Genomic DNA, 16,951 nt, shown 5'->3' with positions numbered 1-16,951 from the left:
GACCCCCTTTTTTCAGGATCCGGCTCGTATGCCGGATCGGGAACAAATTATGGCCTGGAGGCTACCTTGTTAAACTCATTTAAGCTTTCGCTACAATACATTCTGCCGAAACTATGGCTCACTCGCCTGGCGGGTTGGGGTGCAAGCAAACGAGCTGGATGGCTAACTAAACTGGTTATCGATCTGTTCGTGAAATACTACAAGGTCGATATGAAAGAGGCACAAAAGCCGGACACCGCAAGCTATCGCACCTTTAACGACTTCTTTGTTCGCCCGCTGCGCGATGACGCACGCCCGATCAACACCGATCCAAACGTTCTGGTCATGCCTGCTGACGGTGTGATTAACCAGTTAGGTAACATTGAAGAAGACAAACTGCTGCAGGCCAAAGGACACAGCTATACCCTGGAAGCGCTGCTGGCCGGCAACTACCAGATGGCGGACAAATTCCGCAACGGTACGTTTGTGACCACTTACTTGTCTCCACGCGATTACCACCGTGTACACATGCCGTGTAACGGTATCCTGCGTGAAATGATGTATGTACCGGGCGATCTCTTCTCTGTAAACATCCTGACTGCGCAAAACGTGCCAAACCTGTTTGCACGCAACGAACGCGTAATCTGCTTGTTTGATACCGAATTTGGTCCGATGGTGCAGATTCTGGTCGGTGCGACCATCGTCGGCAGTATTGAAACCGCCTGGGCTGGCACCATTACCCCACCGCGTGAAGGCGTCATTAAACGCTGGACCTGGCCGGAAGGCGAAAGTGAAGGATCGGTGGCGCTGCTGAAAGGTCAGGAAATGGGTCGCTTTAAGCTCGGTTCCACCGTCATCAACCTGTTCGCACCGGGCAAAGTTAACCTGGTTGAGCAGTTGCAGGACCTTTCCGTGACAAAAATTGGCCAACCAATGGCCATCTCGACCGAGACTTTCGTGACGCCAGAGGCAGAACCTGCCCCGCTAACGAAAGAAGAGATCGAAGCAGAACACGATGCCAGCCCGCTGGTTGACGACAAAAAAGACGAAAGTTAAACATAGGAATCGCTGCTGTGCGCCTGATTATCACTTTTCTGATGGCCTGGTGCCTCAGCCTGGGGGCGTACGCTGCGACGGCCCCCGATGCCAAACAACTCACCCAGGAACTGGAGCAGGCAAAGGCGGCAAAACCCGCTCAGCCAGAAACCGTCGAGGCGCTCCAGTCCGCGCTGAATGCCCTTGAGGAGCGTAAAGGATCTCTCGAGCGCGCCCAACAATATCAACAGGTTATTGATAACTTCCCCAAGCTGTCCGCAACATTACGCGCGCAGCTTAGCAACCTGCGCGATGAACCGCGCAATGTGCCAACCGGACTCACCACCGATGCGTTAAACCAGGAGATCCTCCAGGTCAGCAGCCAGCTATTGGAAAAGAGTCGTCAGGCCCAGCAGGAGCAGGATCGCGCCCGGGAAATCGCCGACTCCTTAAGTCAGCTTCCTCAACAGCAAACCGATGCCCGCCGCCAGCTCAATGAGCTTGAGCGACGTATTGGTGCCGCCAACGCGAATCCCGCGCAGAATCAGGCGATGCAGGCTGAATCCGCCAAACTCAAAGCTCTGGTCGATGAACTGGAGCTGGCGCAGCTTTCCGCCAATAACCGCCAGGAACTGGCACGTATGCGCTCAGAGCTTGCGGAAAAACAGAGCCAACAGCTTGATACTTACCTGCAGGCTTTGCGCAACCAACTCAACAGTCAGCGCCAGCGTGAAGCAGAGCGAGCGCTGGAAAGCACCGAACTGCTGGCGGAAAACAGCGCGGGGCTGCCGGAAGGCATTGTTGACCAGTTCAAAGTTAACCGCGAACTGTCTCAGGCCTTAAACCAGCAGGCGCAGCGTATGGACCTGGTTGCCTCGCAACAGCGTCAGGCCGCCAGTCAAACATTACAGGTGCGCCAGGCATTGAATACGCTGCGAGAGCAGTCCCAATGGCTTGGGGTCTCAAATATGCTGGGAGAAGCGCTGCGCGCGCAGGTATCCCGTTTACCGGAAATGCCCAAACCCCAGCAGTTGGATACCGAAATGGCGCAGCTACGCGTGCACCGTATGCGCTATGAAGATCTCCTCAACAAACAGCCACAACTGCGTCAGATTCATCAGGCCGATGGACAACCGCTAACTGCTGAACAGAGCAGCATTCTCAACGCCCAGCTACGCACCCAGCGTGAGTTGCTGAACTCTCTGTTACAGGGTGGCGATACCCTGATCCTTGAGCTGACCAAACTCAAGGTCTCCAACAGCCAACTGGAAGATGCGCTAAAAGAGGTCAACGAAGCAACGCACCGCTATCTGTTCTGGACGTCAGACGTCAGCCCCATCTCGCTCTCCTGGCCTGTCGACATCGTTCAGGATTTGCGACGTTTGATCTCATTAGATACGTTTAATCAGTTGGGTAAAGCCAGCATCATGATGCTGACCAGCAAAGAAACGCTGCTACCGCTTTTCGCGGCATTGGTGCTGGTTGGCTTTAGCCTCTCTTCGCGCAAACATTTCACCCGTTTTCTGGAGCGTTCATCAGCGCGGGTCGGGAAAGTCACCCAGGACCACTTCTGGTTGACGATACGCACGGTTTTCTGGTCAATACTCGTCGCTTCGCCGTTGCCGGTGCTGTGGGCAACGCTCGGTTACGGGTTGCAGGAAGCCTGGCCTTACCCGCTGGCTGTTGCTATCGGCGATGGCGTTACCGCCACGGTGCCTATGCTATGGGCGGTAATGATTTGCGCCACCTTTGCGCGTCCCAACGGTTTGTTCATTGCCCACTTTGGCTGGCCACGTAACCGCGTCGCGAAAGCCATGCACTATTACCTGATGAGCATCGGACTGATTGTCCCGCTGATCATGGCGGTGATTATGTTTGATAATCTCAATGATCGGGAATTCTCCGCCTCACTGGGACGTCTGTGCTTTATTCTGATTTGCGGTGCGCTGGCGGTTGTAACCCTGAGCCTGAAACGCGCCGGGATACCGCTGTACCTCGATAAAGAGGGCAACAGCGACAACATGGTCAACAGCATGCTATGGAATATGCTGATGGGCGCGCCGCTGATTGCTATTCTCGCCGCAGCCGTGGGCTACCTCGCCACGTCACAAGCGTTGCTGGCACGTCTGGAAACGTCCGTGGCGATTTGGTTCTTGTTATTGGTGGTTTATCACGTCATCCGCCGCTGGATGCTGATCCAGCGCCGCCGCCTGGCCTTCGATCGCGCCAAGCATCGACGCGCCGAAATGCTTGCGCAGCGCGCGCGGGGTGAAGAAGAACCACCGCATTCCACCAGTCTTGAAGGCACAATTGATGTTGATGAAAGCGAAGTGGATCTGGATGCTATCAGCGCGCAATCGCTGCGTCTGGTGCGTTCTATCCTGATGCTTATCGCCCTGCTCTCGGTCATTGTGCTGTGGTCAGAAATTCATTCCGCTTTTGGCTTCCTGGAAAACATCTCGCTGTGGGATGTCACCTCTACGGTGCAGGGCGTGGAAAGCCTGGAGCCGATAACGCTGGGTGCAGTGCTTATCGCAATTCTGGTGTTTATCATCACCACCCAATTAGTACGCAACCTGCCCGCGTTGCTGGAACTGGCGCTGCTGCAACATCTGGATTTAACCCCCGGCACCGGTTACGCCATCACCACTATCACCAAGTACCTGCTAATGCTGATTGGCGGTCTGGTTGGCTTCTCGATGATCGGTATTGAGTGGTCCAAACTGCAATGGCTGGTGGCGGCTCTCGGTGTTGGTCTGGGCTTTGGTTTGCAGGAAATCTTCGCCAACTTTATTTCCGGCCTGATTATCCTGTTTGAAAAACCAATCCGCATTGGCGACACGGTGACAATTCGCGATCTTACCGGTAGCGTGACGAAAATTAATACCCGCGCCACGACCATCAGCGACTGGGACCGCAAAGAGATCATCGTGCCCAACAAAGCCTTTATCACCGAGCAGTTTATCAACTGGTCGTTGTCAGATTCGGTCACCCGCGTAGTGTTAACCATCCCGGCACCGTCGGAGGCGAACAGCGAGGAAGTGACGCAGATCCTGCTTACTGCCGCACACCGCTGTTCACTGGTTATCGATAACCCGGCGCCAGAAGTCTTTCTGGTTGACCTGCAGCAGGGGATTCAAATCTTCGAACTGCGTATCTATGCCGCAGAGATGGGGCACCGTATGCCGCTGCGCCACGAGATCCATCAGCTGATACTGGCTGGTTTCCGCGAGCACGGTATCGATATGCCATTCCCACCGTTCCAGATGCGTCTGGAGAGTCTGGGGGGTAAGCAAACGGGTAGAACGTTAAGTTCTGCGGGCAGAGGCAGTCGCCCGGCGGGAAGTTTGTAAACAGACGGCTACAGCGTATCCGGTCTACGAAGATGCTTCTTTGTAGGCCGGATTAGGTAGGATGTTTATTCCACCGCCCACTCAGGTTCGTTGACCTTGCGGCGGCTGTAGTTCTGATAAATCGCCATCGCCAGCAGCGAGAAGAAGATTGGGCCACCGGTCATCCACAATGCGCTGTTCCAGTCCCCGGCTTCAATTACCGGCTGGATGATGGTGAATACGTTGGCAAACGTCACCACCAGTACTACCACGCCTGTTGCCAGTAGCGTCGCCGCTCGGGTTTTAAAGACAACAAACGGTCTTTCCAGACCCGTGCGGGATTTAAAGAACGGAAATGCCAGCGCAAGGAACAGATACGGCAGCGTCATCGAAACGTTCGCCATCAGGGTCAGTTTGTTGTAGAACGCTGAAGCCGTATCGCCGCCAAACGAAACCAGCAGGATAAACAGGCTTACCAACAGACACTGCAACCACATTGCGGTCGTCGGCATTCCCACCGCATTCAGTTTGGTCATCGGTGCGGGCCACAATGCCTTCGGCGTACCCTGAATAATCGCTTTCAACGGCGAGTAGCTGAGCGTGAAAAACGCGCCGGTATAAGCGAGGAACATAGAAAGTCCGGTAATACGCGCGAACCATTCGCCCATCGCCATCGCGGTCTCAGGGGAAAGATGCAGCGCATTACCCAACGTCATCCCAAGGCTTTTCATCAGGATATAAGTAATATTGCCGAGGTTAACCGAGCTATTACTTAATACCTGCTGCCAGTTAGTACTAACCCCCCATAAAAAAATAGCCAGCGAATAACCCACAGAAATCACAATCGCGGCAAAAACAATGCCTTTCGCAAAATTCTTTTCGGGTTTTTCCGTTTTATCAACTAATCCACCCACGGCTTCTATTCCACCGTAAGCAAAAATGGCAAATACCACAAATGACAGCATGGCCAGACCGGACTGATATCCCGGATTAGGCGAGGAGATAAAATTAATATCCTGAGCAAAGTGGCCACCAGTTAATAACAAAATAGCGACACTCACTAACAACAGAACTAAATTAAGACACATTACGGCAATTCCGCCTACTGCCGTAATACGGGCAATCTTATTAATACCCCGGGAGGCCACGCAGGTCACCAGAATCATCCAGCCAACGGCGAGCAGTCCGACGACCTGCGTAGGCTCAAGCCCCGCGATACGCCAATGTTGCGTCATGTCTGCGCCAAATAAGAAGGTTGAAAAAGGTACCCAGACTTTCGCCGCAGTGCTGACCATCCAGATAACATAGGAAGAGAACCACATAAAGGTGCCGATAAAGGCATAGCGTGGTCCAACGCTATTATTCATCCAGGAATAGATACCGCCCTCTTCTTTACGATAGGCAGAACCCATTTCAGCCATCATTAAGGCGAATGGAATAAAGAATAATAATGCAGAAAATACATACCATGGAATAGCACTGTATCCCATTAAATAGAAAGCCGATGGGCTATTAGCAAATCCAAAAACTGACGTAAATATCATGAGGATGAGACCAATCAGGCTCATCTTTTTTATTGTTTGGGTCATTAAACCATCCCTTTCTCTGGCAAGCGTTTAACTAACGCCGCTCACCGATTGGCACTGCTCTCTTTGCAGAGTTCAGCGATAGATAAATCAACACAGAATTGATACCTGAACGATATCAAATATCCAGGAGTAAATTGTGGCTATTAGAGGGAAAATGAAAAAATATGCTACAAAGTGGCGATTTTACCGCCACGTTGTATTGAAGAAGAGTCAGTTACGCGCGATCGACGGTAAATGCGATAACCTCAGCCAGGCTCTCTGCGCCCAGCGCCAGCATCACCAGACGGTCAACGCCCAGCGCCACGCCAGAACAATCCGGCATGCCTACTTTTAACGCTTCAAGCAAGTTGGTGTCGATAGGTTGCTGCGGTAAGCCTCGTGCGGCACGTTTGCGGTTATCCTGTTCAAACCGCTGCTGTTGTTCACGCGCGTCGGTCAATTCATGGAAACCATTTGCCAGCTCAATACCTTTGTAATAAACCTCAAAACGTTCAGCCACGCGGTGATCTTCGGTACTGATTTGCGCCAGTGATGCCTGACTGGCCGGGAAATGATACACAAACGTCGGTTTGTCTTTGCCAATATGCGGCTCAACGCCCATCGTAAACAGCAGTTGCAGTAAGGTGTCCCGGTCTTCTTCGGTATCAGCGATATTGCTGAGATCCAATTTCGCCGCGACTTCCCGCAGTTGGGTTTTATCCGCAGACAACGGGTCTATCTCCAGATGACGCTGAAAGGCTTGCTGGTAAGAGAGACTTTCCGCAGGCGAGCAGTCCAGCACCTGCTGAAGCAAATCATCCACTTCGTTCATCAGGCGATACATATCGTAGTGCGGACGATACCACTCGAGCATGGTGAATTCAGGGTTATGATGGCGCCCCATCTCTTCATTACGGAAGCTGCGGCACAGTTGATACACCGGGCCGCACCCTGCCACCAGCAGGCGCTTCATATGGTATTCCGGACTGGTCATTAAATAGAGATTCATCCCCTGGGAGTGTCCCGGGCCGACGAAACGCGTTTCGAACGGGAACAGATGGATGTCCGTTACCGTTGCCTGACTCATACAAGGGGTCTCAACCTCCAGCACGCCACGATCGGCAAAAAAGCGGCGAATCTCCGCTATAATTGCTGCACGTTTTAACAGATTGGGGATGGACGCGCTCGGCTGCCAGGTTGCCGTTTCGCTCATGGTTGTTTCTCCGATTTAAGACAAGGGCACGAAGTCTACTCGTATCGCGTTAACGAGACAAATTTCGCGCCCCAGTAATCTGTACAAGCAATTGGGTAAAAAAAGCGACATAGGGTGGTTTAGTAATTAAATTAATCAAATTCAATGATAATTCCCCCCTGTGACACGCTAAAAAAATCGAACACGTCAAATTTCCCGCACATCCCTGAGACTATACTATTGTACCTATAAAGGAGCAGTGGAAACGCGTTCATAACCTGTTTGGAGCCGATGAAGCATCTGATTTCAGGCAGGAATGAAATAACAACAATCTGGAGGAATGTCGTGCAAACCTTTCAAGCCGATCTTGCCATTATAGGCGCCGGTGGCGCGGGATTGCGTGCAGCAATTGCTGCCGCACAAGCAAATCCCAACGCTAAAATCGCACTGATCTCAAAAGTGTACCCAATGCGCAGCCATACCGTTGCTGCCGAAGGCGGCTCTGCTGCTGTCGCGCAGGATCATGACAGCTTTGACTACCATTTTCACGATACGGTAGCAGGCGGAGACTGGCTGTGTGAGCAGGATGTCGTGGATTACTTTGTCCACCACTGCCCAACTGAAATGACGCAACTGGAACAATGGGGCTGCCCATGGAGCCGTCGTGAAGACGGTAGCGTCAACGTACGTCGCTTCGGCGGTATGAAAATCGAGCGTACCTGGTTTGCCGCGGATAAAACCGGCTTCCACATGTTGCATACGCTGTTCCAAACATCTTTGCAGTTCCCGCAGATTCAGCGCTTTGATGAACACTTCGTTCTGGATATCCTTGTTGACGATGGTCATGCTCGCGGCCTGGTAGCCATGAACATGATGGAAGGCACGCTGGTGCAGATCCGTGCTAACGCCGTTGTGATGGCGACGGGCGGTGCAGGTCGTGTTTACCGTTACAACACCAACGGCGGCATCGTAACCGGCGACGGTATGGGCATGGCACTTAGCCATGGCGTTCCACTGCGTGATATGGAATTCGTTCAGTATCACCCGACAGGTCTGCCAGGCTCCGGTATCCTGATGACTGAAGGCTGCCGCGGTGAAGGCGGTATTCTGGTCAACAAAAACGGCTACCGTTATCTGCAAGACTACGGCATGGGCCCAGAAACTCCGCTGGGCGAGCCGAAAAACAAATATATGGAACTCGGTCCGCGCGACAAAGTTTCTCAGGCTTTCTGGCACGAATGGCGCAAAGGCAACACCATTTCCACTCCGCGTGGCGATGTTGTTCACCTCGACCTGCGTCACCTCGGCGAGAAAAAACTGCTCGAACGTTTACCGTTCATCTGCGAACTGGCGAAAGCCTATGTGGGTGTCGATCCGGTTAAAGAACCGATCCCGGTACGTCCGACAGCACACTACACCATGGGCGGTATCGAAACCGATCAGCACTGTGAAACCCGCATTAAAGGTCTGTTCGCTGTCGGCGAATGTTCCTCTGTTGGTCTGCATGGCGCTAACCGTCTGGGCTCCAACTCTCTGGCGGAACTGGTGGTCTTCGGTCGTATGGCCGGTGAACAAGCTGCGGAACGCGCTGCAACGGCTGGCGCTGCAAACAGTGCTGCTCTGGATGCACAGGTTGCTGGCGTTGAAAAACGCTTGAAAGATCTGGTTAACCAGGAAGGTAACGAAAACTGGTCTAAGATCCGTGACGAAATGGGTATTTCCATGGAAGAAGGTTGCGGTATCTACCGTACGCCGGAACTCATGCAGAAAACCGTTGATAAGCTGGCGGAACTGCAGGAGCGCTTCAAGCGCGTACGTATCACTGATACTTCCAGCGTCTTCAACACCGACCTGCTGTACACCATCGAACTGGGTCACGGTCTGAACGTTGCTGAATGTATGGCGCACTCCGCTCTGGCACGTAAAGAATCCCGCGGCGCGCACCAGCGTCTGGATGAAGGCTGCACCGAGCGTGACGACGTGAACTTCCTCAAACACACCCTCGCCTTCCGCGATGCTGACGGCACGACTCGCCTGGAATACAGCGACGTGAAAATCACCACTCTGCCACCGGCTAAACGTGTTTACGGTGGCGAAGCGGAAGCAGCCGATAAGAAGGAGAAGGCGAATGGCTGAGATGAAAAACCTGAAAGTTGAGGTGGTGCGCTATAACCCGGAAACCGATACCGCGCCGCACAGTGCTTTCTACGAAGTTCCTTATGATGAAACCACGTCACTGCTGGATGCGCTGGGCTACATCAAAGATAACCTGGCGCCGGACCTGAGCTACCGCTGGTCCTGCCGTATGGCGATCTGCGGCTCCTGCGGCATGATGGTCAACAATGTGCCAAAACTGGCGTGCAAAACCTTCCTGCGTGATTACACCAGCGGTATGAAGGTTGAAGCGCTGGGCAACTTCCCGATCGAGCGCGACCTGGTCGTTGACATGACGCACTTTATCGAAAGTCTGGAAGCAATCAAGCCGTACATCATCGGTAACCCGCGTACACCGGATCAGGGACCAAACACCCAGACTCCGGCGCAGATGGCGAAGTATCATCAGTTCTCCGGTTGCATCAACTGTGGTCTGTGCTACGCCGCGTGCCCGCAGTTCGGCCTGAACCCTGAGTTCATTGGACCGGCTGCGATTACGCTGGCGCATCGTTACAACGAAGATAGCCGCGACCACGGTAAGAAGGAGCGTATGGCTCAATTGAACAGCCCGAACGGCGTCTGGACCTGTACTTTCGTGGGCTACTGCTCCGAAGTCTGCCCGAAACACGTCGATCCGGCTGCGGCCATTCAGCAGGGTAAAGTTGAAAGTTCAAAAGACTTTCTTATCGCTACCCTGAAACCACGCTAAGGAGTGCACGATGACGACTAAACGCAAACCCTATGTGCGTCCTATGACGTCCACCTGGTGGAAAAAGCTGCCATTTTATCGTTTTTACATGCTGCGCGAAGGCACGGCAGTTCCGGCAGTCTGGTTCAGCATTGAACTGATTATCGGCCTGTTTGCACTCAAGCATGGTGCAGAGTCCTGGATGGGCTTCGTCGCCTTTTTACAAAACCCGGTGGTGGTGATCCTGAACATTATCGCCCTGGCAGCAGCGCTGCTGCATACCAAAACCTGGTTTGAGCTGGCGCCTAAAGCCGCCAACATCATCGTAAAAGACGAAAAAATGGGGCCAGAGCCGATCATCAAAGGTCTCTGGGCAGTTACTGTGGTTGCGACAGTAGTAATACTGTTTGTTGCCCTGTTCTGGTAAGGAGTCCGGAATGATTAATCCAAATCCAAAACGCTCTGACGAACCCGTATTCTGGGGCCTGTTTGGTGCAGGCGGTATGTGGAGCGCAATCATTGCGCCAGTGATGATCCTGCTGGTCGGCATTATGCTGCCGCTGGGCTTTGTTCCTGATGCCTTCACCTATGAACGCGTACTGGCATTCGCTCAGAGCTTCATCGGACGTGCGTTTCTGTTCCTGATGATCGTTCTGCCGCTGTGGTGCGGTTTACACCGTATGCACCACGCAATGCATGACCTGAAAATCCACGTGCCTGCTGGCAAATGGGTATTCTACGGCCTGGCAGCGATCCTGACCGTTGTAACGGCGATTGGTATCCTGACCATCTAATCGCATACGTTAATTTCAGGCCCGCCAGTGGCGGGCCTTTTTATTTGTGCAATACCCCGATCAACCAACGTGAAAACTCGCGCATCGCAGGTGTCTCCTGGCGAGATTGCAAACGCGTTATCCAGTAACTCCCCAGATCAATCTGCGTTAAAAACGGCTGGACGATACGTTCACTACTGAGCAAATGCGTGAACATTCTGACTGGGGCGATTGCCACACCAATCCCCGCCTGCGCGGCCTCCAGCATGGTGATGGACGAATCAAACACCACCACGTTGTGCGTCGGTGACGGCGGCGCTTCTCCGACGGCCTGCATCCAAAGCGCCCATTCATCACGCCGATACGATCGCAGTAACGAAAATTTCAGGATGTCCGCAGGTACTTTAATCTGCGAAGCCAATGTCGGTGAACACAGAGGAGACATCAACGCGCTACATAAATATTGCGCATCGGTATCGTGCCAGGCACCACCACCATAGCGAATGGTATAATCCAGCCCCTCGGCAGCGGGATCCACGCGGTTATTATGGGTGGAAATGTGCAAATCAATATGCGGGTAGCTGCGCTTAAATTCGCTCAGCAGAGGGAAAAGACAGCCGACCGCAAAAGTCCCTACCGCGCCAATTTTAAGTTTTTCCTGAGTCTGCTGAGTGGCAAAACGATCCAGCATCCCCGCCATACGATCGAAAGAGTCATTAAGTACAGGTAACAGACTTTCTCCTTCAGTCGTCAGCATTAACCCACGAGAACCACGCACGAAAAGCTGACAATTCAGCTGCTGCTCTAGTGATTTTACATGCTGGCTAATTGCAGAATGCGTCACGTTGAGTTCAATCGCAGCACGGGTCAAGCTGAGATGTCTGGCCGCTGCTTCAAAAGCACGCAGAGAGTTTAGAGGGATATAGCGACGCGTCATCATCTGGCCTGTTAGAAAAACTTATATCTGCTGCTAAATTTAACCGTTTGTCAACACGATGCAAATCAAACACACTGATTGCGTCTGACGGGCCCGGACACTCTTTCGCTTTTTATAACGGAACTGATTTCATGATGAAAAAATCAATATGCTGCGCGTTGCTGCTGACAGCCTCTTTCTCAACGTTTGCCGCGTCAAAAACAGAACAACACATTGCCGATATCGTTAATCGCACCATCACACCGCTGATGCAAGAACAGGCTATTCCGGGTATGGCCGTGGCGATTATCTACCAGGGGAAACCGTATTACTTTACCTGGGGTAAAGCCGATATCGCCAATAACCGTCCCGTTACTCAGCAAACACTGTTTGAACTTGGCTCGGTCAGTAAGACGTTCAACGGCGTGTTGGGTGGCGATGCTATCGCCCGCGGCGAAATCAAGCTCAGCGATCCGGTCACGCAATACTGGCCAGAATTGACGGGCAAACAATGGCGGGGTATCAGCATGCTACACTTAGCCACCTATACGGCGGGTGGTCTGCCGCTTCAGATCCCCGACGACGTTACGGATAAAGCCGCATTACTGCGCTTTTATCAAAACTGGCAGCCGCAATGGGCTCCAGGCGCTAAACGTCTCTATGCTAACTCCAGTATTGGCCTGTTTGGCGCACTGGCGGTGAAACCTTCAGGGATGAGCTATGAAGAGGCGCTAACCAGACGCGTCCTGCAGCCTTTAAAACTGGCGCATACCTGGATTACGGTTCCACAGAGCGAACAAAAAGATTATGCCTGGGGCTATCGCGAAGGAAAGCCAGTGCATGTTTCCCCCGGACAACTTGATGCCGAAGCCTATGGCGTGAAATCCAGCGTCGTCGATATGACTCGTTGGGTTCAGGCCAACATGGACGCCAGCCAGGTTAAGGAGAAAACGCTCCAGCAGGGCATTGAGCTTGCGCAATCACGTTACTGGCGTATTGTCGATATGTATCAGGGACTGGGCTGGGAGATGCTTAACTGGCCGGTGAAAGCCGACTCGATAATCAGCGGTAGCGACAGCAAAGTGGCGCTGGCAGCACTTCCCGCCGTTGAGGTAAATCCGCCAGCCCCGGCCGTGAAAGCCTCATGGGTGCATAAAACAGGGTCTACTGGCGGATTTGGCAGCTACGTTGCCTTCGTGCCAGAAAAAAAACTTGGCATCGTGATGCTGGCAAACAAAAGCTACCCTAACCCGGCTCGCGTAGAGGCCGCCTGGCGCATCCTGGAAAAGTTGCAATAACTGACAAAGAGGTCCGGTAAATCGGACCTCCATTCTTGATCTTTTTTTCCTGCTGTCATCTACACTTAACAAAAAACAGTAAGGAAAACACTATGCGCATTCTGCCCGTCGTTGCTGCAGTTACGGCTGCATTTCTGGTTGTTGCTTGCAGTACCCCTACACCGCCGAAAGGCGTTACCGTGGTGAATAACTTTGATGCCAAACGCTATCTGGGCACCTGGTATGAAATTGCGCGTTTCGACCATCGATTCGAGCGTGGACTGGAAAAAGTGACCGCAACCTACAGCCTGCGCGACGATGGCGGCATCAATGTAATCAACAAGGGCTATAATCCTGACAGGGAAATGTGGCAGAAAACCGAGGGTAAAGCCTATTTCACCGGCGCTCCAAACCGCGCTGCGCTCAAGGTCTCGTTCTTTGGCCCTTTCTATGGCGGGTATAACGTGATTGCGCTCGACAGGGAATATCGTCACGCGCTGGTTTGCGGGCCGGATCGCGACTACCTGTGGATCCTTTCACGGACCCCGACTATTTCAGACGAAATAAAACAGCAAATGTTGGCTGTCGCGACCCGGGAAGGGTTTGAGGTAAATAAACTGATTTGGGTAAAACAACCAGGCGCTTAGTGGGTGCTCAGCTTCAGGCCAATAATGCCGGCAACAATCAGCCCGAGGCTCAGTAAACGCGCCGGGCTGGCAGACTCACCCAGCAGCAGAATCCCGGTAATTGCTGCGCCAACTGCGCCAATACCGGTCCATACGGCATAAGCGGTCCCGACAGGCAACGTACGCATTGCCCAGGATAGCATGGCGATGCTGACGATCATCGCCGCAATGGTAATAATGCTTGGCGTCAAACGCGTAAAACCGTGGGTATATTTCAGGCCAATCGCCCAGACAACTTCGAGCAAACCTGCAATTAATAAAACGATCCAGGACATATCAGGCTCCAGAACAATGGGGCCGTCCCCGGTGAAAGAAGCGTTTGCAGGTCGTCCTGCAAAGCTGATGTGTGAAATGGCATTTTTGCCCGGAAGAAAATGAATTTCAACCTTTTTATTCGCAACCTACTAAAAGCAAGAATTAAGCATAATTAGCGGCGTAGTTCCCGCGTTTGGCGCTCATCGGAGTTCTCTATGATGAAGGGCTTTCTGAATCCCGAAAGTCGATTGCCTCTCTTCTGAATGCGAAAAGGTTATGCTTAAAATTTTAGTGATTGACCGGTGCCACTATACTCGCACAGGGATTGAGGCCTTGCTTAATCATTCCGGCAGGTTCAGCTCCTCATTTCTGGTATCAGGAATAAATAACCTCCTGTTAGCAAAAGAGCATATTTTGCAGTGGAAGCCGCATCTGGTGATCGCGGATTTATACAGTTTTATTAGCGAGACGCATCCCAGCCCGCCAATTACGCCCTTTTTTATGAGCTGCGGTGTCGTTCCGCTGATTTTATTGCAATCAGCTGACAGATTACATCCCACTCTTGCTTCCCCTCAATCCGTCGCCCATTCGGTTTTAACTAAGCACGCCACTCTGAGCGCACTTTCGAACACCATTCAGGAGGCGCTGCAGGTTCGTCCCACCTTAGAAATCGGCGAAAACGCGTCTCCGCTGCTTACGCCCCAGGAAGAGAAAGTGTTATCGATGTGGATGGATGGTGTGAGTAACAATGCGATAGCTGCCGCCCTCAGCATTCATGGCAAGACGGTCTACACCTATAAACGGAATATCCGCATGAAACTGCACCTGGGGAATCGATTCTCGCCGTTTCTCTCACTACCCGAGAAAGGTAATTAACGGTACGACACAACGTCGTACCGTTGATGGTCATTGCTGAGCTTTTGTCGCTGCACCAGAGATGGCGCTACCGCCTTCAGAAATATCCTGCCCTACGCCTCGCGTGGTGTTACACGCGGTTAATACAGAAGAAAGTACCAACACAGAAAAGATCGCAGCAATTGTCTTCTTAACCATAACGTCTTCCTTTTCTAGCCAATATTGTTTGTGTATAGCTACTTAATAATAGACAAGATCCGCAAGGATGATGGATAAACAACCATTTTTAAGACTATGAGAGAGGATTAGCTGGCGGCGTGAGAGATTGAACTACCAAGATGTTTGATGTCTTCACCAAAGCCGCGCGCGCTATTACACCCCGTCAACAAGGTGCAGGTGAAAGAAATGAGCATTACAAGACCGAGAAGACGTTTCATCATTCCTGCCCTGGAAAAAGTATGGCGCAGTAACCTGCGCCATATAATCAATGAGATATCTTATTTTACGCGAGAAACGTATTCGCCTGAGCGAGTATCCACTTTGATCACTTCGCCGATCTGTACGAACAGCGGAACTTTAACGACTGCGCCGGTGGACAAGGTAGCCGGTTTGCCGCCAGTACCTGCGGTATCACCTTTCAGACCTGGGTCGGTTTCAACAACTTCCAGCTCAACGAAGTTCGGCGGAGTCACGGAGATCGGCTGACCGTTCCACAGGGTCACGATGCATTCAGCCTGGTCCAGTAGCCATTTGGCGTTATCGCCTACCGCTTTCTCGTCTGCAGCCAGCTGTTCGAAAGTGGTGTTATTCATAAAGTGCCAGAACTCACCGTCGCTATACAGGAAGGTCAGGTTCATGTCAGCTACGTCTGCGCCTTCAGCGGAGTCAGTAGACTTGAAGGTTTTCTCTACACGAGTACCGGTCAGCAGGCGACGCAGCTTAACGCGCGCAAATGCCTGGCCTTTACCTGGTTTAACGAATTCGCTGGCTTCAACCGCATAAGGTTCGCCGTCCAACATGATTTTAAGACCAGCACGAAAATCGTTGCTATAGTACGTTGCCATAAGGCCCTCTGAAAATTGTTAACTGGTAGCTAAGCCACAAAATGGCGCATATTGTAACCCTAAATACCCCATCCAGAGAAGATTGGTTATCGCAACTTGCCGATGTTGTGACCGATCCTGATGAACTTCTGCATCTTTTGAATATAGACGCAGATGAAAAACTGTTGGCCGGACGCGACGCGAGACGGCTTTTCGCCCTGCGCGTACCACGTGCGTTTATTGCCCGCATGGAAAAAGGCAATCCGGACGATCCTCTTCTGCGTCAGGTACTGACTTCTCAGGAAGAGTTCGTTTCTGCACCTGGCTACTCCACCGATCCACTGGAGGAACAGCACAGCGTGGTTCCCGGTCTGCTGCATAAATATCGCAACCGTGCGCTGCTGTTGGTTAAAGGTGGCTGTGCAGTAAATTGTCGTTATTGCTTCCGTCGACACTTCCCGTACGCTGAAAACCAGGGCAATAAGCGCAACTGGCAGGTCGCTCTGGACTACATTAGCGCACATCCTGAGCTGGATGAGATTATCTTCTCCGGTGGCGATCCGTTAATGGCTAAAGACCATGAACTGGACTGGCTGCTCACGCAACTGGAAGACATCCCGCATATTAAGCGTCTGCGTATTCACAGCCGTTTGCCGATTGTTATCCCAGCACGTATTACTGAAGGACTGATCGAACGTTTTGCGCACTCTTCCTTGCAAATTCTGCTGGTCAATCACATTAACCACGCGAATGAGGTCGATGAGACATTTCGCCAGGCGATGGTCAGACTGCGTGCTGCAGGCGTCACGCTTCTCAACCAAAGCGTACTGCTGCGTGACGTGAACGATAACGCACAAACGCTGGCCAACCTGAGTAACGCGCTGTTTGATGCCGGTGTGATGCCCTATTACCTGCACGTACTGGATAAAGTGCAGGGTGCCGCCCACTTTATGGTCAGCGACGATGAAGCGCGTCGTATTATGCGTGAGCTGCTGACACTGGTTTCCGGCTATATGGTCCCTAAACTGGCACGTGAAATTGGTGGAGAACCAAGTAAAACACCGTTGGATCTGCAGTTACGCCAACAATAGTCATTATTGAGTGTCCGATTTCGGACACTCGCTATCGATCGCGATTATTTAATTTCCCTGTAGGTGGAGTCGCGCTTTTAATATGTGCTATTTTAACTCGCGGTGCG

General features: G+C 52.2%; 17 protein-coding genes. 10 read left to right on the top strand and 7 right to left on the bottom strand.

Annotated elements, in window-relative coordinates; all coding sequences use genetic code 11:
* Positions 1-66: 66 nt before the first annotated feature.
* Positions 67-1,035: an archaetidylserine decarboxylase gene (asd, locus tag OGX99_RS01515; RefSeq protein ID WP_151217331.1), complete on the top strand. Its 969-nt coding sequence runs from the start codon at positions 67-69 to the stop codon at positions 1,033-1,035.
* Between the two features lie 17 nt (positions 1,036-1,052).
* Complete coding sequence (gene mscM, locus OGX99_RS01510; protein WP_151217329.1) at positions 1,053-4,367, top strand: miniconductance mechanosensitive channel MscM; 3,315 nt, start codon at positions 1,053-1,055, stop codon at positions 4,365-4,367.
* 65 nt (positions 4,368-4,432) lie between these two features.
* Here the strand turns inward: mscM and yjeM are convergent, their stop codons facing one another.
* Positions 4,433-5,935: a glutamate/gamma-aminobutyrate family transporter YjeM gene (gene yjeM, locus OGX99_RS01505; protein ID WP_187253595.1), complete on the bottom strand. Its 1,503-nt coding sequence runs from the start codon at positions 5,933-5,935 to the stop codon at positions 4,433-4,435.
* A 214-nt stretch (positions 5,936-6,149) separates the two neighbouring features.
* On the bottom strand, positions 6,150-7,127 hold the full coding sequence (gene epmA / locus OGX99_RS01500) for an elongation factor P--(R)-beta-lysine ligase (RefSeq protein ID WP_003830517.1): 978 nt from the start codon (positions 7,125-7,127) through the stop codon (positions 6,150-6,152).
* A gap of 324 nt (positions 7,128-7,451) precedes the next feature.
* Between epmA and frdA the strand changes: the two genes are divergently transcribed.
* Genes frdA through frdD form a run of 4 tightly spaced genes read left to right on the top strand, consistent with a single transcriptional unit; the run spans position 7,452 to position 10,742 of the window.
* Positions 7,452-9,242, top strand: a complete 1,791-nt coding sequence (gene frdA / locus OGX99_RS01495) for a fumarate reductase (quinol) flavoprotein subunit (protein ID WP_048212906.1) — start codon at positions 7,452-7,454, stop codon at positions 9,240-9,242.
* Positions 9,235-9,969 (top strand): fumarate reductase iron-sulfur protein, encoded by a 735-nt coding sequence (gene frdB, locus OGX99_RS01490; protein ID WP_137384014.1) that lies wholly within the window; start codon positions 9,235-9,237, stop codon positions 9,967-9,969. The genes frdA and frdB overlap by 8 nt, the downstream gene beginning before the upstream one ends.
* A 10-nt stretch (positions 9,970-9,979) precedes the next feature.
* Positions 9,980-10,375: a fumarate reductase subunit FrdC gene (gene frdC / locus OGX99_RS01485; protein ID WP_016151401.1), complete on the top strand. Its 396-nt coding sequence runs from the start codon at positions 9,980-9,982 to the stop codon at positions 10,373-10,375.
* 10 nt (positions 10,376-10,385) lie between these two features.
* Entirely contained in the window at positions 10,386-10,742 is a 357-nt protein-coding gene (frdD, locus tag OGX99_RS01480; protein WP_103768662.1) for a fumarate reductase subunit FrdD, read from the top strand.
* A 40-nt stretch (positions 10,743-10,782) separates the two neighbouring features.
* Here the strand turns inward: frdD and ampR are convergent, their stop codons facing one another.
* Entirely contained in the window at positions 10,783-11,658 is an 876-nt protein-coding gene (gene ampR / locus OGX99_RS01475; protein ID WP_286542381.1) for a LysR family transcriptional regulator AmpR, read from the bottom strand.
* 131 nt (positions 11,659-11,789) lie between these two features.
* Here ampR and blaCMY point away from each other — a divergent pair, with 131 nt between their 5' ends.
* Together blaCMY and OGX99_RS01465 are read left to right on the top strand one after the other, a co-directional pair.
* The gene (gene blaCMY / locus OGX99_RS01470; RefSeq protein ID WP_286542380.1) at positions 11,790-12,935 is read left to right on the top strand and encodes a CMY-2 family class C beta-lactamase; all 1,146 of its coding nucleotides are present in this window, start codon (positions 11,790-11,792) and stop codon (positions 12,933-12,935) included.
* A 92-nt stretch (positions 12,936-13,027) separates the two neighbouring features.
* Positions 13,028-13,561 (top strand): lipocalin family protein, encoded by a 534-nt coding sequence (locus OGX99_RS01465; protein ID WP_286542377.1) that lies wholly within the window; start codon positions 13,028-13,030, stop codon positions 13,559-13,561.
* On the opposite strand, the gene sugE is transcribed toward OGX99_RS01465, so the two are convergent.
* Entirely contained in the window at positions 13,558-13,875 is a 318-nt protein-coding gene (gene sugE, locus OGX99_RS01460; protein WP_000118520.1) for a quaternary ammonium compound efflux SMR transporter SugE, read from the bottom strand. The genes OGX99_RS01465 and sugE overlap by 4 nt on opposite strands.
* A 256-nt stretch (positions 13,876-14,131) precedes the next feature.
* On the opposite strand from sugE, the gene OGX99_RS01455 reads away from it, so the two are divergent.
* Entirely contained in the window at positions 14,132-14,731 is a 600-nt protein-coding gene (locus OGX99_RS01455; RefSeq protein WP_286542375.1) for a helix-turn-helix transcriptional regulator, read from the top strand.
* Positions 14,732-14,761: 30 nt separating this feature from the next.
* On the opposite strand, the gene ecnB is transcribed toward OGX99_RS01455, so the two are convergent.
* The 3 genes from ecnB to efp form a co-directional block, all read right to left on the bottom strand.
* Positions 14,762-14,908 carry a lipoprotein toxin entericidin B gene (gene ecnB / locus OGX99_RS01450; protein WP_003025482.1) on the bottom strand — a complete coding sequence of 49 codons (147 nt, stop codon included), beginning with the start codon at positions 14,906-14,908 and terminating at the stop codon, positions 14,762-14,764.
* Between the two features lie 107 nt (positions 14,909-15,015).
* Entirely contained in the window at positions 15,016-15,150 is a 135-nt protein-coding gene (locus tag OGX99_RS01445; protein ID WP_286542373.1) for an entericidin A/B family lipoprotein, read from the bottom strand.
* Positions 15,151-15,207: 57 nt separating this feature from the next.
* Entirely contained in the window at positions 15,208-15,774 is a 567-nt protein-coding gene (gene efp, locus OGX99_RS01440) for an elongation factor P (protein WP_003025478.1), read from the bottom strand.
* A 41-nt stretch (positions 15,775-15,815) separates the two neighbouring features.
* Between efp and epmB the strand changes: the two genes are divergently transcribed.
* On the top strand, positions 15,816-16,844 hold the full coding sequence (gene epmB, locus OGX99_RS01435) for an EF-P beta-lysylation protein EpmB (RefSeq protein ID WP_151224453.1): 1,029 nt from the start codon (positions 15,816-15,818) through the stop codon (positions 16,842-16,844).
* Positions 16,845-16,951 lie beyond the last annotated feature (107 nt).

Source organism: Citrobacter sp. Cu096 (assembly GCF_030332285.1).
Taxonomy (GTDB): Bacteria; Pseudomonadota; Gammaproteobacteria; order Enterobacterales; family Enterobacteriaceae; genus Citrobacter; species Citrobacter meridianamericanus.
The sequence above is the reverse complement of the archived record's forward strand: the minus strand, read 5'-3'. Positions and strand labels throughout refer to the sequence as shown.

Excerpts from the sequence above, each read along its gene's own strand:
- OGX99_RS01445 (WP_286542373.1), bottom strand. The coding sequence starts at position 15,150 with ATGATGAAACGTCTTCTCGGTCTTGTAATGCTCATTTCTTTCACCTGC.
- epmB (WP_151224453.1), top strand. The coding sequence starts at position 15,816 with ATGGCGCATATTGTAACCCTAAATACCCCATCCAGAGAAGATTGGTTA.
- epmA (WP_003830517.1), bottom strand. The coding sequence starts at position 7,127 with ATGAGCGAAACGGCAACCTGGCAGCCGAGCGCGTCCATCCCCAATCTG.
- frdB (WP_137384014.1), top strand. The coding sequence starts at position 9,235 with ATGGCTGAGATGAAAAACCTGAAAGTTGAGGTGGTGCGCTATAACCCG.
- OGX99_RS01465 (WP_286542377.1), top strand. The coding sequence starts at position 13,028 with ATGCGCATTCTGCCCGTCGTTGCTGCAGTTACGGCTGCATTTCTGGTT.
- frdC (WP_016151401.1), top strand. The coding sequence starts at position 9,980 with ATGACGACTAAACGCAAACCCTATGTGCGTCCTATGACGTCCACCTGG.
- ampR (WP_286542381.1), bottom strand. The coding sequence starts at position 11,658 with ATGACGCGTCGCTATATCCCTCTAAACTCTCTGCGTGCTTTTGAAGCA.
- OGX99_RS01455 (WP_286542375.1), top strand. The coding sequence starts at position 14,132 with ATGCTTAAAATTTTAGTGATTGACCGGTGCCACTATACTCGCACAGGG.
- yjeM (WP_187253595.1), bottom strand. The coding sequence starts at position 5,935 with ATGACCCAAACAATAAAAAAGATGAGCCTGATTGGTCTCATCCTCATG.
- efp (WP_003025478.1), bottom strand. The coding sequence starts at position 15,774 with ATGGCAACGTACTATAGCAACGATTTTCGTGCTGGTCTTAAAATCATG.
- blaCMY (WP_286542380.1), top strand. The coding sequence starts at position 11,790 with ATGATGAAAAAATCAATATGCTGCGCGTTGCTGCTGACAGCCTCTTTC.
- frdD (WP_103768662.1), top strand. The coding sequence starts at position 10,386 with ATGATTAATCCAAATCCAAAACGCTCTGACGAACCCGTATTCTGGGGC.
- sugE (WP_000118520.1), bottom strand. The coding sequence starts at position 13,875 with ATGTCCTGGATCGTTTTATTAATTGCAGGTTTGCTCGAAGTTGTCTGG.
- ecnB (WP_003025482.1), bottom strand. The coding sequence starts at position 14,908 with ATGGTTAAGAAGACAATTGCTGCGATCTTTTCTGTGTTGGTACTTTCT.